The organism is Marinobacter panjinensis (genome assembly GCF_005298175.1).
Lineage (GTDB): Bacteria > Pseudomonadota > Gammaproteobacteria > Pseudomonadales > Oleiphilaceae > Marinobacter > Marinobacter panjinensis.
In genome coordinates this window covers 1-20,933 of the sequence record NZ_SZYH01000003.1, presented here as the reverse complement: position 1 = coordinate 20,933, position 20,933 = coordinate 1, and the positions used below count along the sequence as shown (strand labels likewise).

General features: G+C 55.7%; 17 protein-coding genes. 12 read left to right on the top strand and 5 right to left on the bottom strand.

Annotated elements, in window-relative coordinates:
• Positions 1–25: 25 nt before the first annotated feature.
• From FDP08_RS19350 to FDP08_RS19335, 4 genes are read left to right on the top strand one after another with little or no spacing between them, the layout of a single operon-like run.
• Positions 26–499, top strand: coding sequence for a pilus assembly PilX family protein (locus FDP08_RS19350; RefSeq protein WP_137437948.1), 474 nt, complete (start codon positions 26–28; stop codon positions 497–499).
• 26 nt (positions 500–525) lie between these two features.
• Positions 526–894 (top strand): hypothetical protein, encoded by a 369-nt coding sequence (locus FDP08_RS19345; protein WP_137437947.1) that lies wholly within the window; start codon positions 526–528, stop codon positions 892–894.
• Positions 891–3,809: a PilC/PilY family type IV pilus protein gene (locus FDP08_RS19340; RefSeq protein ID WP_137437946.1), complete on the top strand. Its 2,919-nt coding sequence runs from the start codon at positions 891–893 to the stop codon at positions 3,807–3,809. Before FDP08_RS19345 ends, FDP08_RS19340 begins: the two co-directional genes overlap by 4 nt.
• 12 nt (positions 3,810–3,821) lie before the next feature.
• Positions 3,822–4,262 carry a type IV pilin protein gene (locus FDP08_RS19335; RefSeq protein WP_170979113.1) on the top strand — a complete coding sequence of 147 codons (441 nt, stop codon included), beginning with the start codon at positions 3,822–3,824 and terminating at the stop codon, positions 4,260–4,262.
• A 51-nt stretch (positions 4,263–4,313) separates the two neighbouring features.
• On the opposite strand, the gene FDP08_RS19330 is transcribed toward FDP08_RS19335, so the two are convergent.
• The 3 genes from FDP08_RS19330 to FDP08_RS19320 form a co-directional block, all read right to left on the bottom strand.
• Positions 4,314–4,871, bottom strand: a complete 558-nt coding sequence (locus FDP08_RS19330; RefSeq protein ID WP_137438086.1) for a GspH/FimT family protein — start codon at positions 4,869–4,871, stop codon at positions 4,314–4,316.
• Between the two features lie 95 nt (positions 4,872–4,966).
• Positions 4,967–6,355 (bottom strand): sigma-54-dependent transcriptional regulator, encoded by a 1,389-nt coding sequence (locus tag FDP08_RS19325; RefSeq protein ID WP_137437944.1) that lies wholly within the window; start codon positions 6,353–6,355, stop codon positions 4,967–4,969.
• A gap of 53 nt (positions 6,356–6,408) precedes the next feature.
• Complete coding sequence (locus FDP08_RS19320; protein ID WP_137437943.1) at positions 6,409–8,058, bottom strand: sensor histidine kinase; 1,650 nt, start codon at positions 8,056–8,058, stop codon at positions 6,409–6,411.
• Positions 8,059–8,143: 85 nt separating this feature from the next.
• Between FDP08_RS19320 and FDP08_RS19315 the strand changes: the two genes are divergently transcribed.
• Positions 8,144–9,808: an NAD+ synthase gene (locus FDP08_RS19315; protein ID WP_137437942.1), complete on the top strand. Its 1,665-nt coding sequence runs from the start codon at positions 8,144–8,146 to the stop codon at positions 9,806–9,808.
• On the opposite strand, the gene FDP08_RS19310 is transcribed toward FDP08_RS19315, so the two are convergent.
• On the bottom strand, positions 9,809–10,642 hold the full coding sequence (locus tag FDP08_RS19310; RefSeq protein WP_137437941.1) for an outer membrane protein assembly factor BamD: 834 nt from the start codon (positions 10,640–10,642) through the stop codon (positions 9,809–9,811).
• A 138-nt stretch (positions 10,643–10,780) separates the two neighbouring features.
• Here FDP08_RS19310 and rluD point away from each other — a divergent pair, with 138 nt between their 5' ends.
• The 3 genes from rluD to clpB all read left to right on the top strand — a co-directional run bounded on the left by rluD (position 10,781) and on the right by clpB (position 15,211).
• Positions 10,781–11,758, top strand: coding sequence for a 23S rRNA pseudouridine(1911/1915/1917) synthase RluD (rluD, locus tag FDP08_RS19305; protein WP_137437940.1), 978 nt, complete (start codon positions 10,781–10,783; stop codon positions 11,756–11,758).
• Positions 11,748–12,491, top strand: a complete 744-nt coding sequence (gene pgeF / locus FDP08_RS19300) for a peptidoglycan editing factor PgeF (RefSeq protein WP_137437939.1) — start codon at positions 11,748–11,750, stop codon at positions 12,489–12,491. Before rluD ends, pgeF begins: the two co-directional genes overlap by 11 nt.
• 143 nt (positions 12,492–12,634) lie before the next feature.
• A complete protein-coding gene (gene clpB / locus FDP08_RS19295) occupies positions 12,635–15,211 on the top strand; it encodes an ATP-dependent chaperone ClpB (RefSeq protein WP_137437938.1) in 2,577 nt (858 codons plus the stop codon).
• Positions 15,212–15,280: 69 nt separating this feature from the next.
• On the opposite strand, the gene FDP08_RS19290 is transcribed toward clpB, so the two are convergent.
• The gene (locus tag FDP08_RS19290) at positions 15,281–15,739 is read right to left on the bottom strand and encodes a DUF4124 domain-containing protein (protein ID WP_137437937.1); all 459 of its coding nucleotides are present in this window, start codon (positions 15,737–15,739) and stop codon (positions 15,281–15,283) included.
• A gap of 497 nt (positions 15,740–16,236) precedes the next feature.
• On the opposite strand from FDP08_RS19290, the gene FDP08_RS19285 reads away from it, so the two are divergent.
• The 4 genes from FDP08_RS19285 to pssA all read left to right on the top strand — a co-directional run bounded on the left by FDP08_RS19285 (position 16,237) and on the right by pssA (position 20,465).
• Positions 16,237–17,955, top strand: coding sequence for an acetolactate synthase 3 large subunit (locus tag FDP08_RS19285; RefSeq protein WP_137437936.1), 1,719 nt, complete (start codon positions 16,237–16,239; stop codon positions 17,953–17,955).
• Positions 17,956–17,957: 2 nt separating this feature from the next.
• Positions 17,958–18,449: an acetolactate synthase small subunit gene (gene ilvN / locus FDP08_RS19280; RefSeq protein WP_137437935.1), complete on the top strand. Its 492-nt coding sequence runs from the start codon at positions 17,958–17,960 to the stop codon at positions 18,447–18,449.
• A 69-nt stretch (positions 18,450–18,518) separates the two neighbouring features.
• Positions 18,519–19,535, top strand: a complete 1,017-nt coding sequence (ilvC, locus tag FDP08_RS19275) for a ketol-acid reductoisomerase (RefSeq protein ID WP_137437934.1) — start codon at positions 18,519–18,521, stop codon at positions 19,533–19,535.
• Positions 19,536–19,625: 90 nt separating this feature from the next.
• Entirely contained in the window at positions 19,626–20,465 is an 840-nt protein-coding gene (gene pssA, locus FDP08_RS19270; protein ID WP_137437933.1) for a CDP-diacylglycerol--serine O-phosphatidyltransferase, read from the top strand.
• The last annotated feature ends 468 nt before the right edge of the window (positions 20,466–20,933 follow it).

Sequence of the window (20,933 nt, the reverse complement as noted above, 5' to 3'; positions counted from 1 at the left end):
ATCCAGTAAAGAGCGGGTTATTGTTATGAAAGACTTCAAAATCAAGAAGCGACAAGAGGGGGCCGTACTGGTCATCAGCCTTGTGCTTTTGCTGGTGCTCACTCTTATGGGCGTGGCAGGAATGAACACTTCTACCATGCAGGAAAGAATGGCAGCAAACGCGCAGAATTCGAACCGGGCGTTCCAGGGCGCCGAGAGTAGCGTCTGGGCACTACTTGAACAACTTTATAGTAATGACCTCTCCTTGCTAAGGGATTCAATGAAGGCCGCGGATGAGAAAAGTGGTGTCGTGAGTTACACGCTTGATTCCGCAAATGGCATTACCGGCACACACCAGGCCAGGTACCTTGGCGAGGTGATTATTACCAGCGGAAGCTCTATGGATGCCAATGAGAGTTCCCCGATGCTCAAGGGTTATCGTTACGAACTGAAGGGCACTGCCACAATGGCAGGTTCCGGTGCAGGAACAACGATCTATAAAGGCATTGAATACTACTGAGTTCAGCGAGCTCGAAGGGGGCGGATATGAAACGGTTCAAAATGATTCAGAGTACATGGTTGGTGGTTATCACGACCATGATTGCAGTTGCGAGCGCCTCAGCGCAGAGCGAATCTGAAAGTACTATTCAGGGATATGAGGCAAGCGAAGTTCATCTTACCCTCGACTCGGGCAACAGCCTTTTGGGGGTGCGAGTTGAAGGATGCGAACTCTGTACGCAACAGTCTTATCTGCCAGCGAGGGATATCGTTATTAGTGAGGGCCGCAGGAGTTTGTCAGCAGACGACTACCAGAGGGTAAGTGGTCGTTCGGGCACCATTATGTTTGATGATAAAAACAAAATGGTATTTGAGGTTAACTTCTGGGCGCCACGTGGTGAGGGAGAAGTGAGATGAAATACTCCAGTAAAATCCTGACGGCGGTGTTGTCGACTGCTTACTTTACAATGGCTGGTACTGCGGCTGTTGCGGATGATACCGAGATCTTTTTCACCGACGCAGACGGTGTGGTAAAGCCCAATATCATGTTCATCCTCGATGTGTCGGGGAGTATGGGGACAGCCGATGTTGACGGCAAGACCCGCCTGCGAGTAATGAAAGACGTTACCAAAGATCTTTTCGCTGATATGGAAGACGTCAATGTTGGTTTGATGGTTTTTGGCGGTAATGAAGGGGGATATTTCAAGTCTGCCGTCAGCCCTATTGAAGACAAACGGGCCGCATTGATTGAGAGTATTGAGGCTCTCAGCGACGGAGGCAATACGCCTCTTTCTGAGACGCTGTTCCAGAGCATGCGTTATTTTCAGGGTGAAGATAATTTCATCAGGTATTGGGATCAACCGTATCAGGATGATGATGGGAATTGGGTTGCTGACGTGCCACCTGGCGTTTATGAAGATGAAAAATACAAGAGCCCTATCGAATACGAGTGCCAGCCAAACAGCGTTGTTCTGTTAACCGATGGTGAGCCCACTCAGGATACCAACCATGAGGACGATTTTGAGGCAGTCCTGGGAGCAGGCGCCTGTGTCGACAACTGCTTGGATGAAATAGCTGGATACATGTGGCAGAACGATATGATTCCGTCAGCAAACGACCCTGATGAGAATTTCCGGGGTAATCAGCGAATTTCAACTTACACGGTAGGCTTCAAAACTGATCAAACATTGCTTGACGATGCGGCAACAAAGGGCAACGGAACCTACTTTCAGGCTGAGAACGCGGCAAGCTTGAAGTCGGCTTTTGACGACCTGTTTACTGATGTGTTGGCTCGCTCCACAACCTTCGCAGCGCCTGGTATCGCTGTTAACACGTTCGACCGCCTGAACCACCTGGATTCGCTATATTTCGCAGTATTTCAGCCTGATACGGTGCCCCTGTGGGACGGTAACCTGAAAAGGTATCGCCTTGGTGTGGTGACCGATGATGTGACGGGGGAGAAAGAGGCCGTTATTCTGGATGTCGACGGAAATGAAGCCGTGGATTCCGCAACAGGCTTCTTCTCCGACGTTGCCCGCAGTTGGTGGAGCCCGGAGGCAGATGGCAAGGAAGTCGCCGCGGGTGGCGCAGCTTCACAACACGAAGATCCTAATAGCGATCGCAAAGTTTATACATATATTGCTTCTTCAAACAAAACCAGTCTCACCGCCGTCCAAAACGGTGTTGTGTCGACCAATAATGGAATCACGGCGGCTATGCTGGGTGATGACACGATGTCCAATGCCGACCGTTCTGTGTTAATAAACTGGATTCGCGGAATGGATCTGGATGACTCGGACGGCGATGGCAGCATGGTGGACTCTCGCAAGTTTATTTCCGACCCGCTTCATTCCGTGCCCCACCTGATTGTATATGGGGGAACGGCCGATAGCCCTACGACAGCCGTCTTCTTTGGTGATAACCAGGGATTTATTCACGGCATCAGTGGAGAGTCAGGTAATACCCATTTCTCATTTATCCCCGAAGAGCTGTTCCCGAATCAGGCTATGTTGAAAGCCAACAGGGAGGGTGAGGATCGTACCTATGGGATGGATGGCACGATCGTCAGTTGGGTATATGATGATGACTTTGATGGTCAGATTGATGATGGTGACGATCATGCCTACATCTACTCAGGCATGCGGCGTGGTGGATCAAGTTACTACGGCCTGGATGTTACCAATCCCGATTCCCCAAATTTCCTCTGGCAGATTGAAGGGGGTGTGACCGGGGATTTCGAAGAGCTGGGCCAGACCTGGTCGACTCCGGTCAAAACCAAAGTAAAAATTGCAAATACGGAGTATGAGGTTTTGATTTTTGGCGGCGGTTATGACACTGACCAGGACAACGTCGATGTCCGGACGCCAGACGATATTGGTCGCGCTATCTATATCGTGGACGCCGAGACTGGCGATCGTCTCTGGTGGGCTGGTCCGGCAGGCAGTGGAGCGGACGTCGAACTGGCGAACCTCGAGTACAGTATCCCGTCTGCGCCGAAGGTAATTGACGTAACAGGCGACGGCCGTGCTAACCAGATCTACGTTGGCGATATGGGCGGACAGATTTTCCGCTTCGATATTACCAATGGTAACAGGGCGGATGCCCTGGTGACTGGCGGCAGAATAGCGGATCTGGCCGGTGCAGGTGCATCTGATGCCCGCCGGTTCTATCACGCGCCAGATATCTTTGGCATCAAGGTTGGCGGCGCCAGGTATCTGGGGCTGGCCATTGGTTCCGGGTACCAGGCTCACCCTCTCAACGAGGCCATCGATGACCGTTTCTACATGCTAAGACTGCCGGATGTTACTGCGCCCCCCGTTGATGCAGATGGCGTGGTTGCGTACACCGCTTTGACGGAAGCCTCGCTGTATAACGCGACTGCCAATGTTATTCAGGATGGCGCAACTGAAGCAGATCGTGCGGCAGCAGCTGAAGCACTGGGCGATGCTGCGGGATGGTACATCAGTCTCGAGAATAGCGGCGAGAAGGTACTGTCTACAGGCCAGACCATCAATAACGAAATTTTCTTTACAACGTACGAACCTACTCCGAGCACCAACCCCTGTGTCCCAGCGGCCGGCACCTCCAGGCTCTACCACGTATCGGCACTGGACAGTCGCGCCGTTGTGAATTATGACGAGTCCGACGGTAATGGTGGTACTGATGATGAGCTTGATGCGGCGGACCGTTTTATAGAATTGAATACTATCGGTCTGCCCCCCAATCCTCAAAGGATGCGTGTCGACGATACGGATATTGTTTGTGTTGGTGCCGAGTGTCGGACGGTGGATTCAGTCACCGGTGTTGTCGAAACCTACTGGTTTGAGGAGTAAATCTTGTTTGCCATGAAGACTAACAAAGGTTTCACACTGATCGAGTTGATGATCGTGGTGGCAATCGTCGGGATATTGGCGGCGGTTGCCTACCCCAGCTATCTTCAGCACGTTGAGAGTACTCGGCGCTCGGATGCTCAGGGCGCACTTTCCGGTTTGGCCAATGCCATGGAACGGCATTACACCACGAACAGCAGCTACAAGAACGCAGCTGAAAGTGGTGACACCGGCAGTCCCGGAATTTACCCCAATGAAGCGCCATTGGATGGGTCGACCAAATTCTACGATTTGACGATTCAGTCCGCTGATGATTCGTCCTATGTGTTGCGAGCAACACCAAAGAACGGTCAGGCAGGTGATGGCATCATGGAGCTGACGTCGACAGGTGTGAAGCGTTGGGATAAGGACAACAACACCACGTTCAGCACTGCCGAGAATACCTGGAGTAAATAACGTGCCTGGTGAGTAGCGGGTCGGGAAGGCCCGTTACTTTCAACTACCAGGTCAGCACTCCAGCTCTGTGCCCCACGGTAGCGTGATAAGACTGTCCTGGTCGTCGTCGTGCTGTATTCTTAAGCGTCCGCCCTTGTTGAGGGCAAGGTAGCTCATCAGGCTCTTCCGGTTATGAATGGAGCAGACCACAAGGCTCCCAGTCATCCCATGAGTTGTCCCGTTCGGTGAAAAGCGCAAATAGCCCTTGCCACCGGTTCGTGATGTGACCCTGAAGCCTTCCGGCTCGGAGATAACACGTAGCACGTCACCACCGTCCGGTTTGCCATCCCTGTCAACGTCATGAAAGACAGACACTTTGCGGTTCCAGTCATCGGTACAGGTGCTTGCAGCAGACAAAGGGCAGATTGTAACGATTTTCCCACTGGTGACAGCTTCCCACCGGGCGTAAGCGAAGTGGTCCTGATAAGAAAGGATCAGGTTTCGATGTCTGGAGGTGTCGACCCAGCCACTCCAGCTACCGAGGGTGTAGCTCCCTGCGATGGCAATGAAGACAAGTACGAGCAGAAGCTCTAAGAGGGTAAAGCCTGAGGCAGAACGAGAGGGGTTCATCCTTGATTCTCCGTTTTTGTTCCTTCCTGGAACAGTATTGACTAGGTTTCCTTTGGCCCCGGAAACCTACCGGCGTCAGAATTCTACAATAAGTGCTACTCCATCCCCAACTTCTTCAACCGATACCTCAACGCCCGGAAACTGATCCCCAGCCGCTTTGCCGCCGCCGTCTTGTTCCAGCGGGTCGCCTCAAGGGCTTTCTCGATGGCCTGGCGTTCAATGGATTCCAGGTAGTTCTCCAGATCAATTTCGCCTTCGGGTAAGGTCAGTGCTCCCGGGTCTCTAGAGGGCATTCCTGTGCTGCCTGCACCCGAGAGCCCTGCTGGCGCCGGGCCGTTGCCGATGTGAAGATCCTCCGGGCCGATCAGGTCGGCATCGCACAGGGTAAAGGCGCGCTCCAGAATGTTCTCCAGTTCCCTGACATTGCCCGGGAAATCATAGTCTTTGAGGCGATCGACGGCGGCCGGGGTCAGCGACGCGGGCTCGCACTCGTACTCGCGGGCGATGCGTTCGAGTATGTGGTTCGCCAGCAAGCTGATGTCATCGGGCCTTTCCCTCAGGGCCGGTACCGGAAGCTCAATCACGTTGATGCGGTAAAACAGGTCCTGGCGAAAATTGCCTTCCTGAACGAGCCCTGGCAAATCCTTGTGGGTGGCGCTGAGCAGGCGAATATCCACGGGTACTTCTTTAGTATCGCCCACCGGCCGTACGGCTTTTTCCTGGATGGCTCGCAGCAGTTTTACCTGCATAGCCAGTGGCAGGTCGGCGACTTCGTCCAGAAACAGGGTGCCACCATCGGCTGACCGGAACAGGCCGTCCTTGTTGTCCACAGCTCCGGTAAAGCTGCCTTTCTTATGGCCGAAGAATTCACTCTCCATCAGCTCTGAGGGGATGGCACCGCAGTTTACCGCGATAAAAGGGTGATCGCGCCGTGGCCCCTGCAGGTGAATCATGCGGGCCACCAGTTCCTTACCGCTGCCGGACTCGCCGCTGATAAACACCGGTGCCTGGCTGCGGGCCAGCTTGCGAACCTGGTTTCTCAGGCGCTTTATTTCGGCGGAGTTACCCAGCAGTAAGCCCGGTTCATCGGGGGAGGTATCGGCATTAGGTTCCTGTTCGGAAAGTTTCAGGGCGCTATTAACGAGTTCACGCAGGCGCGGCAGCTCGACGGGCTTGGAGACGAAATCGAAAGCGCCAGCCTTGAGAGATTCGATGGCCGTGTCCATGTTGCCGTAGGCGGTGATTACAGCCACCGGGGTGTAGGGCGAGTGCTGCTGGATCCACTGCACCAGTTCGATGCCATTGCCGTCAGGCAGGTTCATGTCGGTCAGGCAGAGTTGCGGCCGGTGCTCGCCCAGAAGCTTCTTTGCGCTGGTGATATCCGGCGCGGTCAGCGTGTGAATGCCCATTCGGGTGAGTGTGATTTCCAGAAGATCCCGAATGTCGGGTTCGTCGTCTACGATCAGCGCTGTGTGAGTGGTCATTGGATTGTTGTCGGGTCCATGTCGTTGTTCAGACCACCGGGTTACCGGGTTGGTCATATCATTCGCCCGTGATGGGCAAATGTAATGCGGAAACAACAGCCGGGCTGTTTGTCATCCACCAGGGACAGGTGAGCCTGATTAGCCTCGCACAGTTCTCGTGCCAGATAAAGGCCAAGGCCCGTCCCGCTTTTGTCAGTTGTGAAAAAGGGCTCAAAAACAGAAACCCGATGCTCCGGGGCAATGCCGGGGCCGAAGTCACGAACATCCACATAGGTTCTCTCGCCGTCAGCTGTGGCCCCGGCATAGAGTTCAATCCTGCGTTCGCCGGTGGCCTGCTCGCTGTAGCGTAGCCCGTTATCGCACAGGTTCACCATAACCTGCTCGATCTGGCTCACATCAAAGCGGGCCTGGGGCAGATCGGCTTCTGCCCGCAGCTCGATATGAGCAGATTTCTGGTGGTCATTGTCCTGGGTCTGGAGGTAATCGTCACGAAATGCTGAAAGCCAGTGGCTCACATCGATCAGATCGGAATTGGCAGCGCGGCGCCGGGACAGGTCCAGGACATTTTCAATGATGCCGTTGACCCGGCGGGAGTGGCGCTCAATGATATCCAGCATTTTTCGATCGCCATCATCAAGGTTGGGGGATTCCCCCATGAGCTGGGATGCGTGGCTGATGGCGCCGAGGGGATTGCGGATTTCGTGGGCGATGCCGGCTGTCAGCCGTCCCAGTGAGGCCAGTTTCATCTGCTGGGCCTGCTGAGTCACCTTACTCATGTCATCAATGAAGACCAGAATCTGGTCGCCCCGCTGCTGGTCAAGCTGGGTAAAATTCACTTGTACCATTGGCGAGGTTGGTGTCGACTGAAACGGGTCGGTTCTGCGGGTTGGGTCTTTCAGCCAGGCTTCAAGGCCCAGGCGTAGCGGGTGGGGCAGGCTGCGCCCCTGACTGGGTTGCTGGCCGGGTTCTTCACTGGGTATACCAAAAAGCAGTTCTTCGGCTGCCGCGTTAGCAAGTCGGATATGCCCAAAGCGGTCCAGAACAAGAATCCCCGTGCGCATGCGCTGGATGATCTGGCGATTGATCTGTTGCAGCTCGGCAATACTCTGTGCCCGAGAGCTGGCCAACGCCTCGCTCCGTAGCATGCGCCGGGAAACGTACTGCAGGATAAAGGCCGCCGCAAAGTAGAGGATGCCGAGTGAACCAGCACGGACGATCTCATCGGCCGAGTTGCCAAAGGCCATGACTGACCAGGTTGAAATGCCAAGGGAACAGATCGCGCCTAGAGCCGCGTAGAAAGTGCCAATCCTGGTGGGTGTCAGGATATTTCCGGCCGCCACTGAGACAATAACCAGGTTAGCCATGCCATTGGTGATGCCGGTACTCGTGAGCAAGAGCGCATGGAGAATCAGGATGTCCATCAGGATCGAGATGGTGATGTGGCGGTTTCGCGGCTGAAAGCCGGCCAGCATTATCAGCGCGATGAAACTGTTGATGGCCAGATAGCTGACGACGCCAGCCTGGTAATAATCCATGGACCGGAAGCGGGTATCGAAATTGATCGGATCAACGAACAGCAGTGCCACCAGGATAATGCTGACAACCACCCTGTAATGATTGTAAATACGGAACAGCCTGCCCATCTGGCTGGCGGGTGGGGCATCTGTGTGGGGTTGAAGCTCAGTAATCGATGTTTTTGCCATAATCCGATGGGTATCCCGGGAGAATTCTTTTGCCCTGCGGGGTTATAATAGCCTTTTAATGGCAATGAGTTACAGGAGCTGCGTTATGTCCGTGCAAAAGGATCAGTCACCCGGCGGCCAGGGCCCCGGAAAGCTGAGGGTGGTTATGGCCCAGCTTGATTTTTTGGTGGGTGATATTCCCGGCAACACTGGCAAGGTGATTGAAGCTACCCGGCGCGCTGAGGAGGAGCATCAGGCAGATCTGGTTGTGTTTCCGGAACTGTGCCTGACCGGTTATCCTCCGGAAGATCTCCTACTGCGTTCGAGTATGGAAGTGCGCATTGCGGAGGCTCTGGAATTCCTGTGTGAAAGACAGCTCGGTCCCGCGATTATTGTGGGGGCCCCCATCAGGGAAGGCGCCCTGTTATACAACGCCGCAGTGATCATTGAAGGCGGCGAAATAACCGGCCGTTACTTCAAGCAGTTTCCCCCCAACTACCAGGTCTTCGACGAGAAGCGCTACTTCGCTGATGGAACAGACACTCTGGTGGTCGACATTCACGGAGTACCTGTCGGTGTGACCGTGTGCGAGGACATCTGGAGCGATGGTCCGGTGGAGGATGCAGCCGCAGCAGGTGCAAAACTGATTATCAACCTGAATGCGTCCCCCTACGATATTGACAAGCAGGCCCGCCGCAAGGCGTTGATCGAGCGTAAGGCTTTTGAAAATCGGGTCAGTATTGCCTATGTGAACCTGGTGGGTGGGCAGGATGAACTCGTTTTTGACGGTGGCTCAATGGTCTACGATCATTCCGGGGTGCTTGCGGTTGAAGCGCCCCAGTTCAGTGAAGGGCTTTACCCCGTGGATTTCATATTCGAGCACCACTGCCAGCCAGTTACACAGCCGGCCATCACCGAGCCCTCCCTGGAGGAGAATGTCTACAAGGCATTGGTTCTGGGGGTGAGGGACTACGTCAACAAGAATGGCTTCAGATCGGTTGTCCTGGGTCTGTCCGGGGGGATTGATTCCGCCGTGACCCTGGCGGTAGCCGTTGATGCCCTGGGTGCCGACCGTGTGCGCGCAGTGATGATGCCTTTCCGTTATACAGCCAGCATGAGCCTTGAGGATGCGGAGGCGGAAGCAGCCACCCTGGGCGTGCAGTACGACGTGTTCTCCATCGAGCCCATGTACGATGCGTTCATGGAAACCCTGGCCGCCCCGTTTGAGGGGACACAACCGGACACCACCGAGGAGAATTTGCAGGCGAGATTGCGGGGCGTGCTGCTGATGTCCCTGTCCAACAAATTTGGCTCACTGGTTCTGACAACCGGCAATAAAAGCGAGATGGCGGTGGGCTACTCGACCTTGTACGGCGATATGGCCGGAGGTTTTGATGTGCTCAAGGATGTTCCCAAGACCCTGGTATTCCGCCTTGCCTGGTATCGCAACAGCGTTTCGCAGGTCATTCCCGAGCGAGTGATTACCCGCCCACCATCGGCGGAACTGGCGCCGGATCAGAAAGACGAGGACAGCCTGCCGGGCTACGACGTGCTCGACCAGATACTCAATCTGTATGTAGAGCGTGATCTGAGCGCGGATGCTATCGTTGCCCAGGGGTTTGACCGGGCAGACGTGGACAGGGTTGTGCGCCTGGTGGACATCAACGAGTACAAGCGCAGGCAGGCGCCCATTGGTGTGCGGATTACCGAGCGAGGGTTTGGCAAGGACCGCCGCTACCCCATCACCAACGGATGGAAGAGCGGCAACTGATTATTCGTCGCCCATCAGGCCGAAGGTGACGACGCTGGACAATGAGCGGTCCTTGCGCTTGAGGGCATCGACCTGAAACTCCCCGTCCTCATTGAAAGCGGTGCTGTCCGGGAAGTTTTCTTCGAGCATGGCGACCGCATCCGCTGAGGCCTTTTTGAGATCCATGAAGCGGAAGGTCTCAGCCATAATGATCAGCGCCTCTTCTACAAAGGGTGTGGTGGAGTAGTTTTCCACAATAAAACGCGCGCGGTTATTGGCGGCAATATAGGCTTCGCGGCTGATGTAGTAGCGGGCTGCAAAGAGCTCGAGCTCGGCCAGACGGTTGCGGATGGCAATCATGCGCTGGCGGGCATCAGGGGCGTATTCGCTGGATGGGTAACGGTTCAGCAGCTCGGAAAAGTCACGGAAGGCCTGGCGCTGTTCGCCGGGATCCCTTGCCGCAACATCCACGGGAAAGTATCGTGCCGCAAGGCCAATATCCAGATTATAGGACGCCAGGCCGCGCATATAGAGCGCGTAATCGGCGTGGTCACTTTGCGGATTCAGGCGCAGGAATCGGTCAGCTGCTGCACGGGCCCCTTCCAGATCAAGATTCTGGTAGCGGGCATAAATCAGATCCAGCTGGGCCTGTTCCGCATAGCGGCCGAACGGATAGTAGGTTTCCAGATAATCGAGGTTCAGTTCCGCTTCGTTGAAGTTGCCCGAGTTCATTGCGTCCCGGGCGTTCTCGTAATAGGTTTCTTCCGGCAATACTTCTTCCTGCTCGTTTGAGGCGCACGCACTGATCATTAGCGCTGCGGTAGTCACTAGCAGTAATCGAACAACTGATCTCATGCCGGAATCCCGTATAATGGCGAAAATTCGAATGGTGGGCCATTGTAACGGGGATCTGCTCCCTTGTGCAGTGGCACTCGCTGTCGATTGGAAAATTCTGACTCAAACGTAACACTTATCACCGGCCCCGGGGGCTCAATGTCATCTGAAAACCGTATTATCGCCAGCTTCTCTGTTCCGCCGGAACACAGCGACCGCCGTCTCGACCAGGCCGCGGCGGAGCTGATGCCAGAGCATTCCCGCTCACGATTGCAGGGCTGGATCAAGAGCGGGGCACTGACGGTGAACGGGAAAGCCTGCAAGCCCCGTGACAAGGTCATGCTTGGAGACAAGCTGGAACTGGACGCCGAGCCAGAGGCGCAAGTCAGCTGGCAGGCGGAATCGATTTCCCTGGATATTGTCTATGAAGACGAACACCTGCTGGTGATCAACAAGCCGGCAGGTCTGGTTGTTCATCCCGCTGCAGGCCACGCTGATGGCACCCTGGTTAACGCGTTGCTCAACCATGCCCCGGAAGTGGAAAACCTGCCGAGGGCGGGCATTGTTCATCGTCTCGACAAGGACACTTCCGGAATCATGGTGGTGGCGCGCAGCCTGATCGCCCACACATCACTGGTTGACCAGCTGCAAACCCGTACCATGGGGCGGGAGTACGAGGCCATCGTGGTGGGCACTCTGACCGGAGGCGCCACGGTGGACGCGCCGATTGGTCGCCACCCTCGCGAGCGCAAGAAAATGGCGGTGGTGCCTACCGGCAAGCCCGCGGTTACCCATTATCGCCTGATCGAGCGCTTCGCCGCCCATACCCATGTACGTTGCAAGCTTGAAAGTGGTCGCACACACCAGATTCGGGTCCACATGGCGCACGTCAAACACCCGCTGATTGGCGACCCGCAGTACGGTGGCCGGCTTCGCCTCCCCAAAGGAACAACGGATGAACTGCGGGACGTGCTGGCGGGCTTTCAGCGTCAAGCGCTCCATGCCCGGCAGTTGACGCTGCAGCATCCCCAAACGGGGGAAGTGATGACCTGGGAGGTACCTTTGCCCGAAGATATGGAAACGCTGCTCGCAGCGCTTCGCAAGCACGTTAAGGATCTGGAGAACAATGACCTTTGAGTTGCCACTTATTGTCCCGGACTGGCCGGCACCGTCCTGGGTAAATGCTGCATCCACCACAAGGGTTGGCGGGGTTAGCAAGTCACCCTGGGATTCCCTGAACCTTGGCACGCATGTGGGTGATGACCTCGAGGATGTGACGAAGAATCGTGCCCTGCTTGGACAATGGGCCGAACCTGGCGCCCAGTCTTTCGGTTGGCTGAACCAGGTCCATGGCACCCATGTGGCAGAGCTGCCGCAGCCAGGCCAGGTCACTGCTGATGCCTGTGTCACCTCGCAGCCCGGAGCCGTTTGTGCCGTATTGACGGCGGACTGTCTGCCGGTATTGTTCTGTGATCCCTCCAGTGGCCGGGTGGCTGCCGCTCACGCTGGCTGGCGTGGGTTGTGTGACGGTGTTCTGGAGCGGACCCTGGAGCACCTGGGTAATCCCGCCAGTGTCCTTGCCTGGCTGGGTCCGGCCATTGGCCCCGAGCAGTTCGAGGTTGGCGCCGAGGTGCGGGACGCCTTTCTCCTGAGTGATCCGCAGGCGGGCAGGGCTTTTGCGCCCAGTCCCCGGCATCCCGGGCGCTACCTGGCTGACATCTACGAACTGGCCCGACAACGACTGGCTGCTGCCGGAGTGCTCCAGGTCTACGGCGGCGGGTTCTGTACGGTAACCGACAGTGATCGCTTCTTCTCCTACCGCCGTGACGGACAAACAGGGAGGATGGCGAGCCTGATCTTCATTTCATGATTCCCGTCAATTTTCTGACACTTCTTGCCCGTGTACGCTTGAAGTCCCGCCGTTCGCCCCTACATTAACTGTCAAAGCAGAGAAATTGCTGCCGGCGGGAACGTCCTCCCGGCCGCACGACAGATATTGGGGAACACCAGACTATGAGAATCGACAAACTGACCAGCAAACTGCAGACAGCACTGGCGGATGCCCAGTCTCTTGCGGTAGGCAAGGACCATAACTTCATCGAACCCGTGCACCTGATGCAGGCACTGATGGATCAGCAAGGCGGCTCCATCAAGCCGTTGCTGAAACAGGCGGGTGCCGAGCCGGGCCGTATCCGTCAGGCTGTCGCCCAGGAAATCGAGAACCTGCCGGAAGTGAAGGGCTCGGCCGGGGACGTGTCCATGTCCAATGATATGGGGCGTCTGTTCAATATCGCTGACAAACTGGCCCAGAAGCGTGGGGACCAGTTCATATCCAGCGAATTGATGCTGCTGGCAGCCCTTGAAGACCGTGGCACCCTCGGACGGGTTCTGCGTGAGCAGGGTGTCGACAAGTCCTCACTGGAAAGCGCTATCGATGAAGTTCGCGGTGGTGAGTCGGTTGATGACCCCGCTGCGGAAGAAAACCGTCAGGCCTTGTCCAAGTACACCATTGACCTTACCGAGCGAGCCGAGGCCGGTAAACTGGACCCGGTGATCGGCCGTGATGATGAAATCCGCCGGACCATCCAGGTGCTTCAGCGTCGCCGAAAGAACAACCCGGTCCTTATTGGCGAGCCCGGTGTGGGCAAGACCGCCATTGTCGAGGGGCTTGCCCAGCGCATCGTGAACGGCGAAGTGCCGGAAGGTCTCAAAAACAAGCGTGTGCTATCGCTGGATATGGGCTCGTTGATCGCAGGCGCCAAGTTCCGGGGTGATTTCGAGGAGCGACTGAAGGCTGTTCTCAATGAGCTGGCCAAGCAGGAAGGGCAGATCATCCTGTTTATCGACGAGATTCACACCGTGGTAGGTGCTGGTAAGGCCGAAGGGTCCATGGACGCCGGCAATATGCTCAAACCCGCATTGGCCCGGGGTGAACTGCATTGTGTGGGTGCGACGACCCTGGACGAATACCGCGAGAATATAGAAAAAGACGCTGCTCTGGAGCGCCGTTTCCAGAAAGTACTGGTTTCCGAGCCCAATGAAGAAGATACCATCGCCATCCTTCGCGGCCTCAAGGAGCGTTACGAAGTTCACCACGGTGTGGAAGTGACCGACGGCGCCATTATCGCGGCAGCCAAGCTGTCTCATCGATACATCGCGGACCGCCAGTTGCCGGACAAGGCGATTGACCTGGTGGACGAAGCGGCCAGCCAGATCCGCATGGAAATGGACTCCAAGCCGGAGGCGCTGGATCGCCTTGAGCGGCGGCTGATCCAGCTGAAGATTGAGCGGGAGGCGCTAAAAAAGGAAACGGATGCGGCGTCCAAAAAGCGGCTTTCAGAGCTTTCGGATGTAATCACCGGGGTTGAGCGCGAATACGCGGATCTGGAAGAGGTCTGGAATACCGAAAAGGCCGCTTTGCACGGCTCCCAGAAGATCAAGAGCCAGCTGGAGCAGGCCCGGATTGACCTGGAAAATGCCCGCCGTGCCGGTGACCTTGGCCGCATGTCCGAGTTGCAGTATGGCCAGATTCCGGAGCTGGAGCGCCAGCTGGATATGGCGAGCCAGGCTGAAATGATGGAGATGACGCTGCTCCGCAACCGCGTGACGGATGAGGAAATCGCCGAAGTGGTGTCCAAATGGACCGGGATTCCAGTATCAAAGATGCTGGAAGGCGAACGCGACAAACTCATGCGCATGGAAGACGCGCTGCATGACCGCGTTATTGGTCAGGACGAGGCTCTGGAAGCTGTTTCCAACGCGGTAAGGCGTTCACGTGCCGGTCTCTCGGATCCTCATCGTCCGAACGGCTCCTTCCTGTTCCTCGGGCCGACGGGCGTGGGCAAGACAGAACTCTGTAAGGCGCTGGCTGCCTTCCTGTTTGATACCGAAGAAGCCATGGTGCGTATCGATATGTCCGAGTTCATGGAGAAACACTCCGTGGCCCGGCTGATTGGTGCACCTCCCGGCTACGTGGGGTATGAAGAGGGTGGCTATCTGACTGAAGCAGTGCGTCGCCGGCCCTACTCGGTGTTGTTGCTGGATGAGGTTGAGAAGGCGCATCCGGACGTGTTCAACATACTGCTACAGGTACTTGAAGATGGGCGCCTGACGGATGGTCAGGGCAGGACCGTGGATTTCCGCAACACCGTCATTGTGATGACTTCCAACCTGGGTTCGGACATCATCCAGCAGAAAGCCGGGGAGGAGAACTACGAGGCGATGAAGTCAGCGGTTATGGAGGAAGTGGGTACTCACTTCCGGCCCGAGTTCATTAACCGGGTGGATGAAGTGGTTGTGTTCCATCCGCTGGCTAAAGGCCAGATTCAGGGCATTGCCAAGGTCCAGATCGAGATCCTCAACAAGCGCCTGAAAGAACAGGACATGAAGCTGGAGCTGGACGACGGAGCCATGGAATTGCTGGCGGAAGTGGGCTATGACCCGGTCTACGGCGCCCGCCCGCTGAAGCGTGCGATCCAGCGGATGATCGAAAACCCGCTGTCGCAGCGGCTGCTTCAGGGCGACTTCCTGTCCGGGGATACCATTCGCGGGACGGTGAAGGATCATGCCCTGGAGTTTTCCAGAGCTTGATGTGTTGAGCAAAAAGGCGGAGCAGATTGCTCCGCCTTTTTTATGGGGCTGACTTGCCCTGAATACGGTTTACGCTTCGGAAGGCGCGCCGCAGTTCTCTTCTGCTATTTCCTCAAACTTCGTGCGCTGCTCTGCAATTTCTTCCTCCGATAGGTAACGCTGCTCGCCATCCTCTTCCACCCGTATCCGGCTGTTACGCTGCAGGATGCTCAGGTTGCTGCGTGCGGTTTCGCAATTGGCTTCCCGTTGCTTGCGTCGGGCCTCTTCTACAGCGCTCTCTTCTTGCCGCTCAGCTTGTTCGGCTTCCTGTTCTTGCAGAGCTTTAACCTGTTCCTGTGGGCTCTGGCGGTTGCTCGCTGAGGGTTTCCCGGTGCGTATGCTGACAGACTCCGACTGTTGCCCGGTCGGTTGCCGGTCGCCGAAGTGTGTTACCCCGTTCTCATCGGTCCATTTGTAGACGGAGGCAGCCGAAGTCATTGTCGGCGCTGCAACCAGAAGTACTGCCAGGGTAAGAATTTTTCTGTTCATGCCTCTACTCATTCCGCGTTAGCCTTTTCGGAGTACTGCCTTAAACAGCACCATCTCTGTCTAGCCTATGTTTATCATGCCATTTGTAAAGGTAACTTTCTTGCGTCTGGTTCAAATACTTGCACAAAGTATGGCAGACCTTTGTCGGGTAAGAACAGAGAATACTGCCGCCGCTATTGACAGGGAGTTCATCGCTGTCAAAATTGCAGATTGCCTGAAGACTGGGGTCAATACGGCAGGCAATCCCGTGCGAGTATCCCCCGTTTAATTACCACACTGAATGCCCCGCGCGAGTCGCGGACTGGTTGTTGCTTACGTGCAACCCGTTGATTGGCCGTTCTCCGCAACCCTCAGGAGGGCGGCTGGCCAGGAGACAACCTCTTACAGCTGGTGTGGCGGAATATCCGGTTAAGCTTTCACAAGAAGCTTGATGCCCGGACATCCAGGCAACCGGGACGCGTCCCGGCTCATTCACTCGTAGAAGAGGGTAGAACATCGTGGAGTTATTGTCTGGCGCCGATATGCTGATCCGGTCCCTGCAAGATGAGGGGATCGAATACATATATGGCTATCCGGGTGGTGCAGCGCTGCATATCTATGATGCGTTGTTCAGGCAGGACAAGGTCAAGCACATTCTGGTGCGTCACGAGCAGGCGGCGGTCCACATGGCCGACGGCTACGCCCGTGCCACCGGATTACCGGGCACCGTACTGGTAACCTCGGGTCCTGGAGCCACCAACACCATTACCGGTATTGCCACCGCATTTATGGATTCCATTCCCCTGGTGGTTCTGTGTGGCCAGGTCGCGTCAACACTGATTGGTGAAGATGCGTTCCAGGAGACCGATATGATCGGCGTCTCCCGTCCTGTTGTGAAGCACAACCTGAGCGTGCGTCATCCGGAGGAAATCCCGGAAATTATTCGCAAGGCCTATTACATCGCCGCAACCGGTCGGCCTGGCCCGGTGGTCGTTGACATCCCCAAGGATATGACCACGCCGAACGAGCGTTACGAGTACGTGTTCCCGAAGAAGGTGAAGCTGCGCTCGTACAACCCGGCCATTCGCGGCCACGCTGGTCAGATCAAGAAAGCCGTGGATATGTTGATGGCGGCCAAGCGCCCGATCATCTATGCCGGTGGTGGCGTCATTCTGGGCAAGGCAACGGACCAGCTGACCGAGCTGGTCAGGATGCTGGGTTACCCCATTACGAACACGCTGATGGGCATTGGTTGCTATCCGGCTTCCGACAAACAGCACCTTGGCTGGCTGGGGATGCATGGTACCTATGAGTCAAACATGGCCATGCACCACTCGGATCTGATTCTGTGTGTAGGTGCACGATTTGACGATCGGGTGACCAACGCAACCGAGAAGTTCTGTCCCGGTGCCCGCATTGTTCATATTGATATTGATCCGGCCTCCATTTCCAAAACCATTGATGCGGACGTTCCCATCGTTGGTCCCGTCGACGCAGTGCTCAAGGAAATGCTCACCCTTGTCAGGGAGAGTAAGGAAAAACCGGACGCTGAGGCCATCGCTGCCTGGTGGAAGCAGATTGAAGAATGGCGTGCGTTCCACGGCATGCGCTATGAAACCAGCCCGGATGTAATCAAGCCGCAGGAAGTGGTGGAAATGCTCTGCAGGCTCACCAATGGCGAGGCTTATGTGACTTCGGACGTGGGGCAGCACCAGATGTTCGCGGCCCAGTACTACAAGTTCGATAAGCCCAATCGCTGGATCAATTCCGGTGGCCTCGGCACCATGGGCTTTGGCCTGCCGGCTGCAATGGGCGTCAAACTGACGCACCCGGATGATGAGGTGCTCTGCATTACCGGTGAGGGCAGTATCCAGATGAATATCCAGGAGCTGTCTACCTGTAAGCAGTACAACCTGCCGGTGAAGATCATCAACCTGAACAACCAGGCGCTTGGCATGGTCAAGCAGTGGCAGGACATGAACTATGAGTCCCGCCATTCCGAGTCTTACATGGGGTCCCTGCCGGACTTCGTCAAGCTTGCGGAAGCCTATGGCCATGTTGGTGTCCGCATTGACCGTAAGGAAGATCTGGAATCGAAGCTGAAAGAAGTGCTGGCGATGAAAGACCAGCTGGTATTCGTTGATGTCTACGTCGACCGGTTTGAGCACGTCTACCCGATGCAGGTGGCGCGCGGCTCAATGAAGGACATGTGGCTCAGCAAGACGGAGAGGGTCTGATCATGCGTCGAATCATTTCTGTTTTGCTTGAGAACGAACCAGGAGCGTTGTCCCGTGTGGTGGGACTGTTTTCGCAGCGCAATTACAACATCGAGACCCTGACGGTGGCGCCGACCGAGGACGAGACTCTGTCGCGCCTGACGGTAACCACCACCGGGTCCGACAAGGTCATCGAACAGATTACCAAGCAGCTCAACAAGTTGATCGAGGTGGTCAAGCTGGTGGATCTTACCGAGGGGGCGCACATCGAGCGCGAGCTGATGCTGGTCAAGCTCAAGGCCACAGGCTCCCAGCGGGCCGAGATCAAACGCACTGTCGATATTTTCCGTGGCCAGATCGTGGATGTCACCAGTTCCGTCTATACCGTCCAACTGGCCGGGAACAGCGAAAAGCTGGACGGCTTTATTCAGGCGGTAGGAACGTCCGGCGTACTAGAGGTCGTTCGCAGCGGTGTTTCCGGCATTGCCCGTGGCGAGAAGGTATTAAGCCTGTAACAGGCGCTGACATCATTCTGTACAATGACGGCCACTAAAAGGCCAATTAACAATATATAGAGGTTATACATGCAGGTTTACTACGATAAGGATTGCGATCTTTCCATCATCCAGGGCAAGAAAGTTGCCATCATCGGTTTTGGTTCACAGGGCCACGCGCATGCGTGCAACCTGAACGAGTCCGGTGTTGATGTGACTGTTGGTCTGCGCCCGGGCTCTTCTTCCATTGCCAAGGCAGAAGCCTACGGCCTGAAAACCAGCGATGTCCCGTCTGCCGTTGCCGCTGCCGATGTGGTTATGGTTCTGACCCCGGACGAGTTCCAGGCGCAGCTGTACAATGCAGAGATCGAGCCGAACCTGAAGCAGGGCGCTACACTGGCCTTTGCCCACGGCTTTTCGATTCACTACAACCAGATCGTACCGCGTAAGGATCTGGATGTGATCATGATCGCCCCGAAAGCTCCGGGCCACACCGTACGCACCGAATTTACCCGTGGCGGCGGCATCCCTGACCTGATTGCCATCTTCCAGGATGCGTCCGGCAACGCCAAGAATCTGGCCCTTTCCTATGCCAGCGGCATTGGCGGCGGCCGTACCGGCATCATCGAAACCACCTTCAAGGACGAGACCGAAACCGATCTGTTCGGTGAGCAGGCTGTTCTGTGTGGTGGCACTGTTGAACTGGTCAAGGCGGCTTTCGAAACGCTGGTAGACGGCGGATACGAGCCCGAAATGGCGTATTTCGAATGCCTGCACGAGCTCAAGCTGATTGTTGACCTGATGTACGAGGGCGGCATCGCCAACATGAACTACTCCATTTCCAATAATGCGGAGTATGGTGAGTATGTGACTGGCCCCGAGATTATCAATGAGCAGTCCCGTGAAGCCATGCGCAATGCACTGAAGCGCATCCAGACTGGTGAGTATGCCAAGATGTTCATTCAGGAAGGCAGCAGCAACTATCCGTCCATGACAGCTCGTCGCCGCATCAATGCCGAGCATCAGATCGAGACCGTTGGTGAAAAACTGCGTTCCATGATGCCCTGGATTTCTGCGAACAAGATCGTGGATAAAGAGAAGAACTGAGCCGGTACCCCGGTCTGGTTTGAAAAACGCGGCCCGGGTGGCCGCGTTTTTCGTATATACTCCGCCTAAATGCTTTCCGGAGTGAGTGAAATGACTGACGAGAAAAAGCAGACCAAAAAGAACGACCCTCAGGAGACGAATGAATTCAAGGGGCACGAATACGATATCGAAGCTGGTGAAGTCGTCGAGGAAGAACTGGTTGAGGGTGCTCCGGTTCGTCGCAAAGGGATTTATCTTCTGCCCAATGCGCTGACTACGGCATCACTGTTCTCCGGTTTCTATGCCATCGTCTCTGCCGCTAACGGGATGTTTGATAACGCCGCCATCGCAATCTTTGTCTCCATGATCCTGGACGGTCTTGATGGTCGGGTCGCCAGGCTCACCAATACCCAGAGCAAGTTTGGTGAGGAGTACGACAGCCTTGCCGATATGGTGGCCTTTGGCGTGGCGCCCGGACTGGTGGCTTTTTTCTGGTCGCTGAATAATCTTGGTCAGGTTGGTTGGGCCATTACCTTTATCTACGTGGCTGGCGCGGCTTTACGTCTCGCACGCTTCAATACCCAGATTGGTTCGGTGGACAAGAACTACTTTGTCGGGCTGGCCAGTCCTGCCGCCGCTGCCTGTGTCGCCGGGTTGGTATGGTGCTTCCATCTTGTGGAGCCGGCCAGTTGGCTGACACTGATGACGATTATTGTTGTGGGTGGCTGTGGCGTGCTGATGGTCAGCAACATCCTCTATAAAAGCTTCAAGGATCTGGATATGCGGGGGCGGGTGCCTTTTGCGGCAATTCTCCTGGTGGTTCTTATCTTTGTGGTGGTTGCGCTGGACCCGGCAACGGTTCTGTTTACCGTCTTTCTTGCTTATGCGTTGTCGGGCCCGGTTTTGGCTTTGTTCAGAAAATCGCGTCGCTCTGGTGATCAGTCTGCGTGAGTTCAGTGTGAAAATTGAGCGTCTTGCCTAGGGTTTGAGCAGTGTCATACGTGCTAACCGAAACAGGGCAAAAATAGTTGGTTAACCTCGTTGACACATTCTCAGGGCTCTGTAGAATGCGCATCTCTTTCGAGGGACACGCCACTGAGGCGGGTCAGAAATTGAAAGACAACCGTTTGATTTAGTTGGCAGTTTTTCGGTCGCAGGCCGGAGCCAAAATAAACGGTTGACAAGGCAGCGATTCGATGTAGAATACGCCACCTTGATCGGGCAAGCCCCGAACGCTCTTTAAAAAGTTGACCAAGTAATTCGTGTGGGCGCTGGCCGAGGTATTTCGGATGCGAAATATCAGGACAGTGACTCGTCGAAAATTGAGTTTTGTCTTGAGCAAGAATAGAGAATCTTCGGATTCTTGTATGATTTAAACTGAAGAGTTTGATCATGGCTCAGATTGAACGCTGGCGGCAG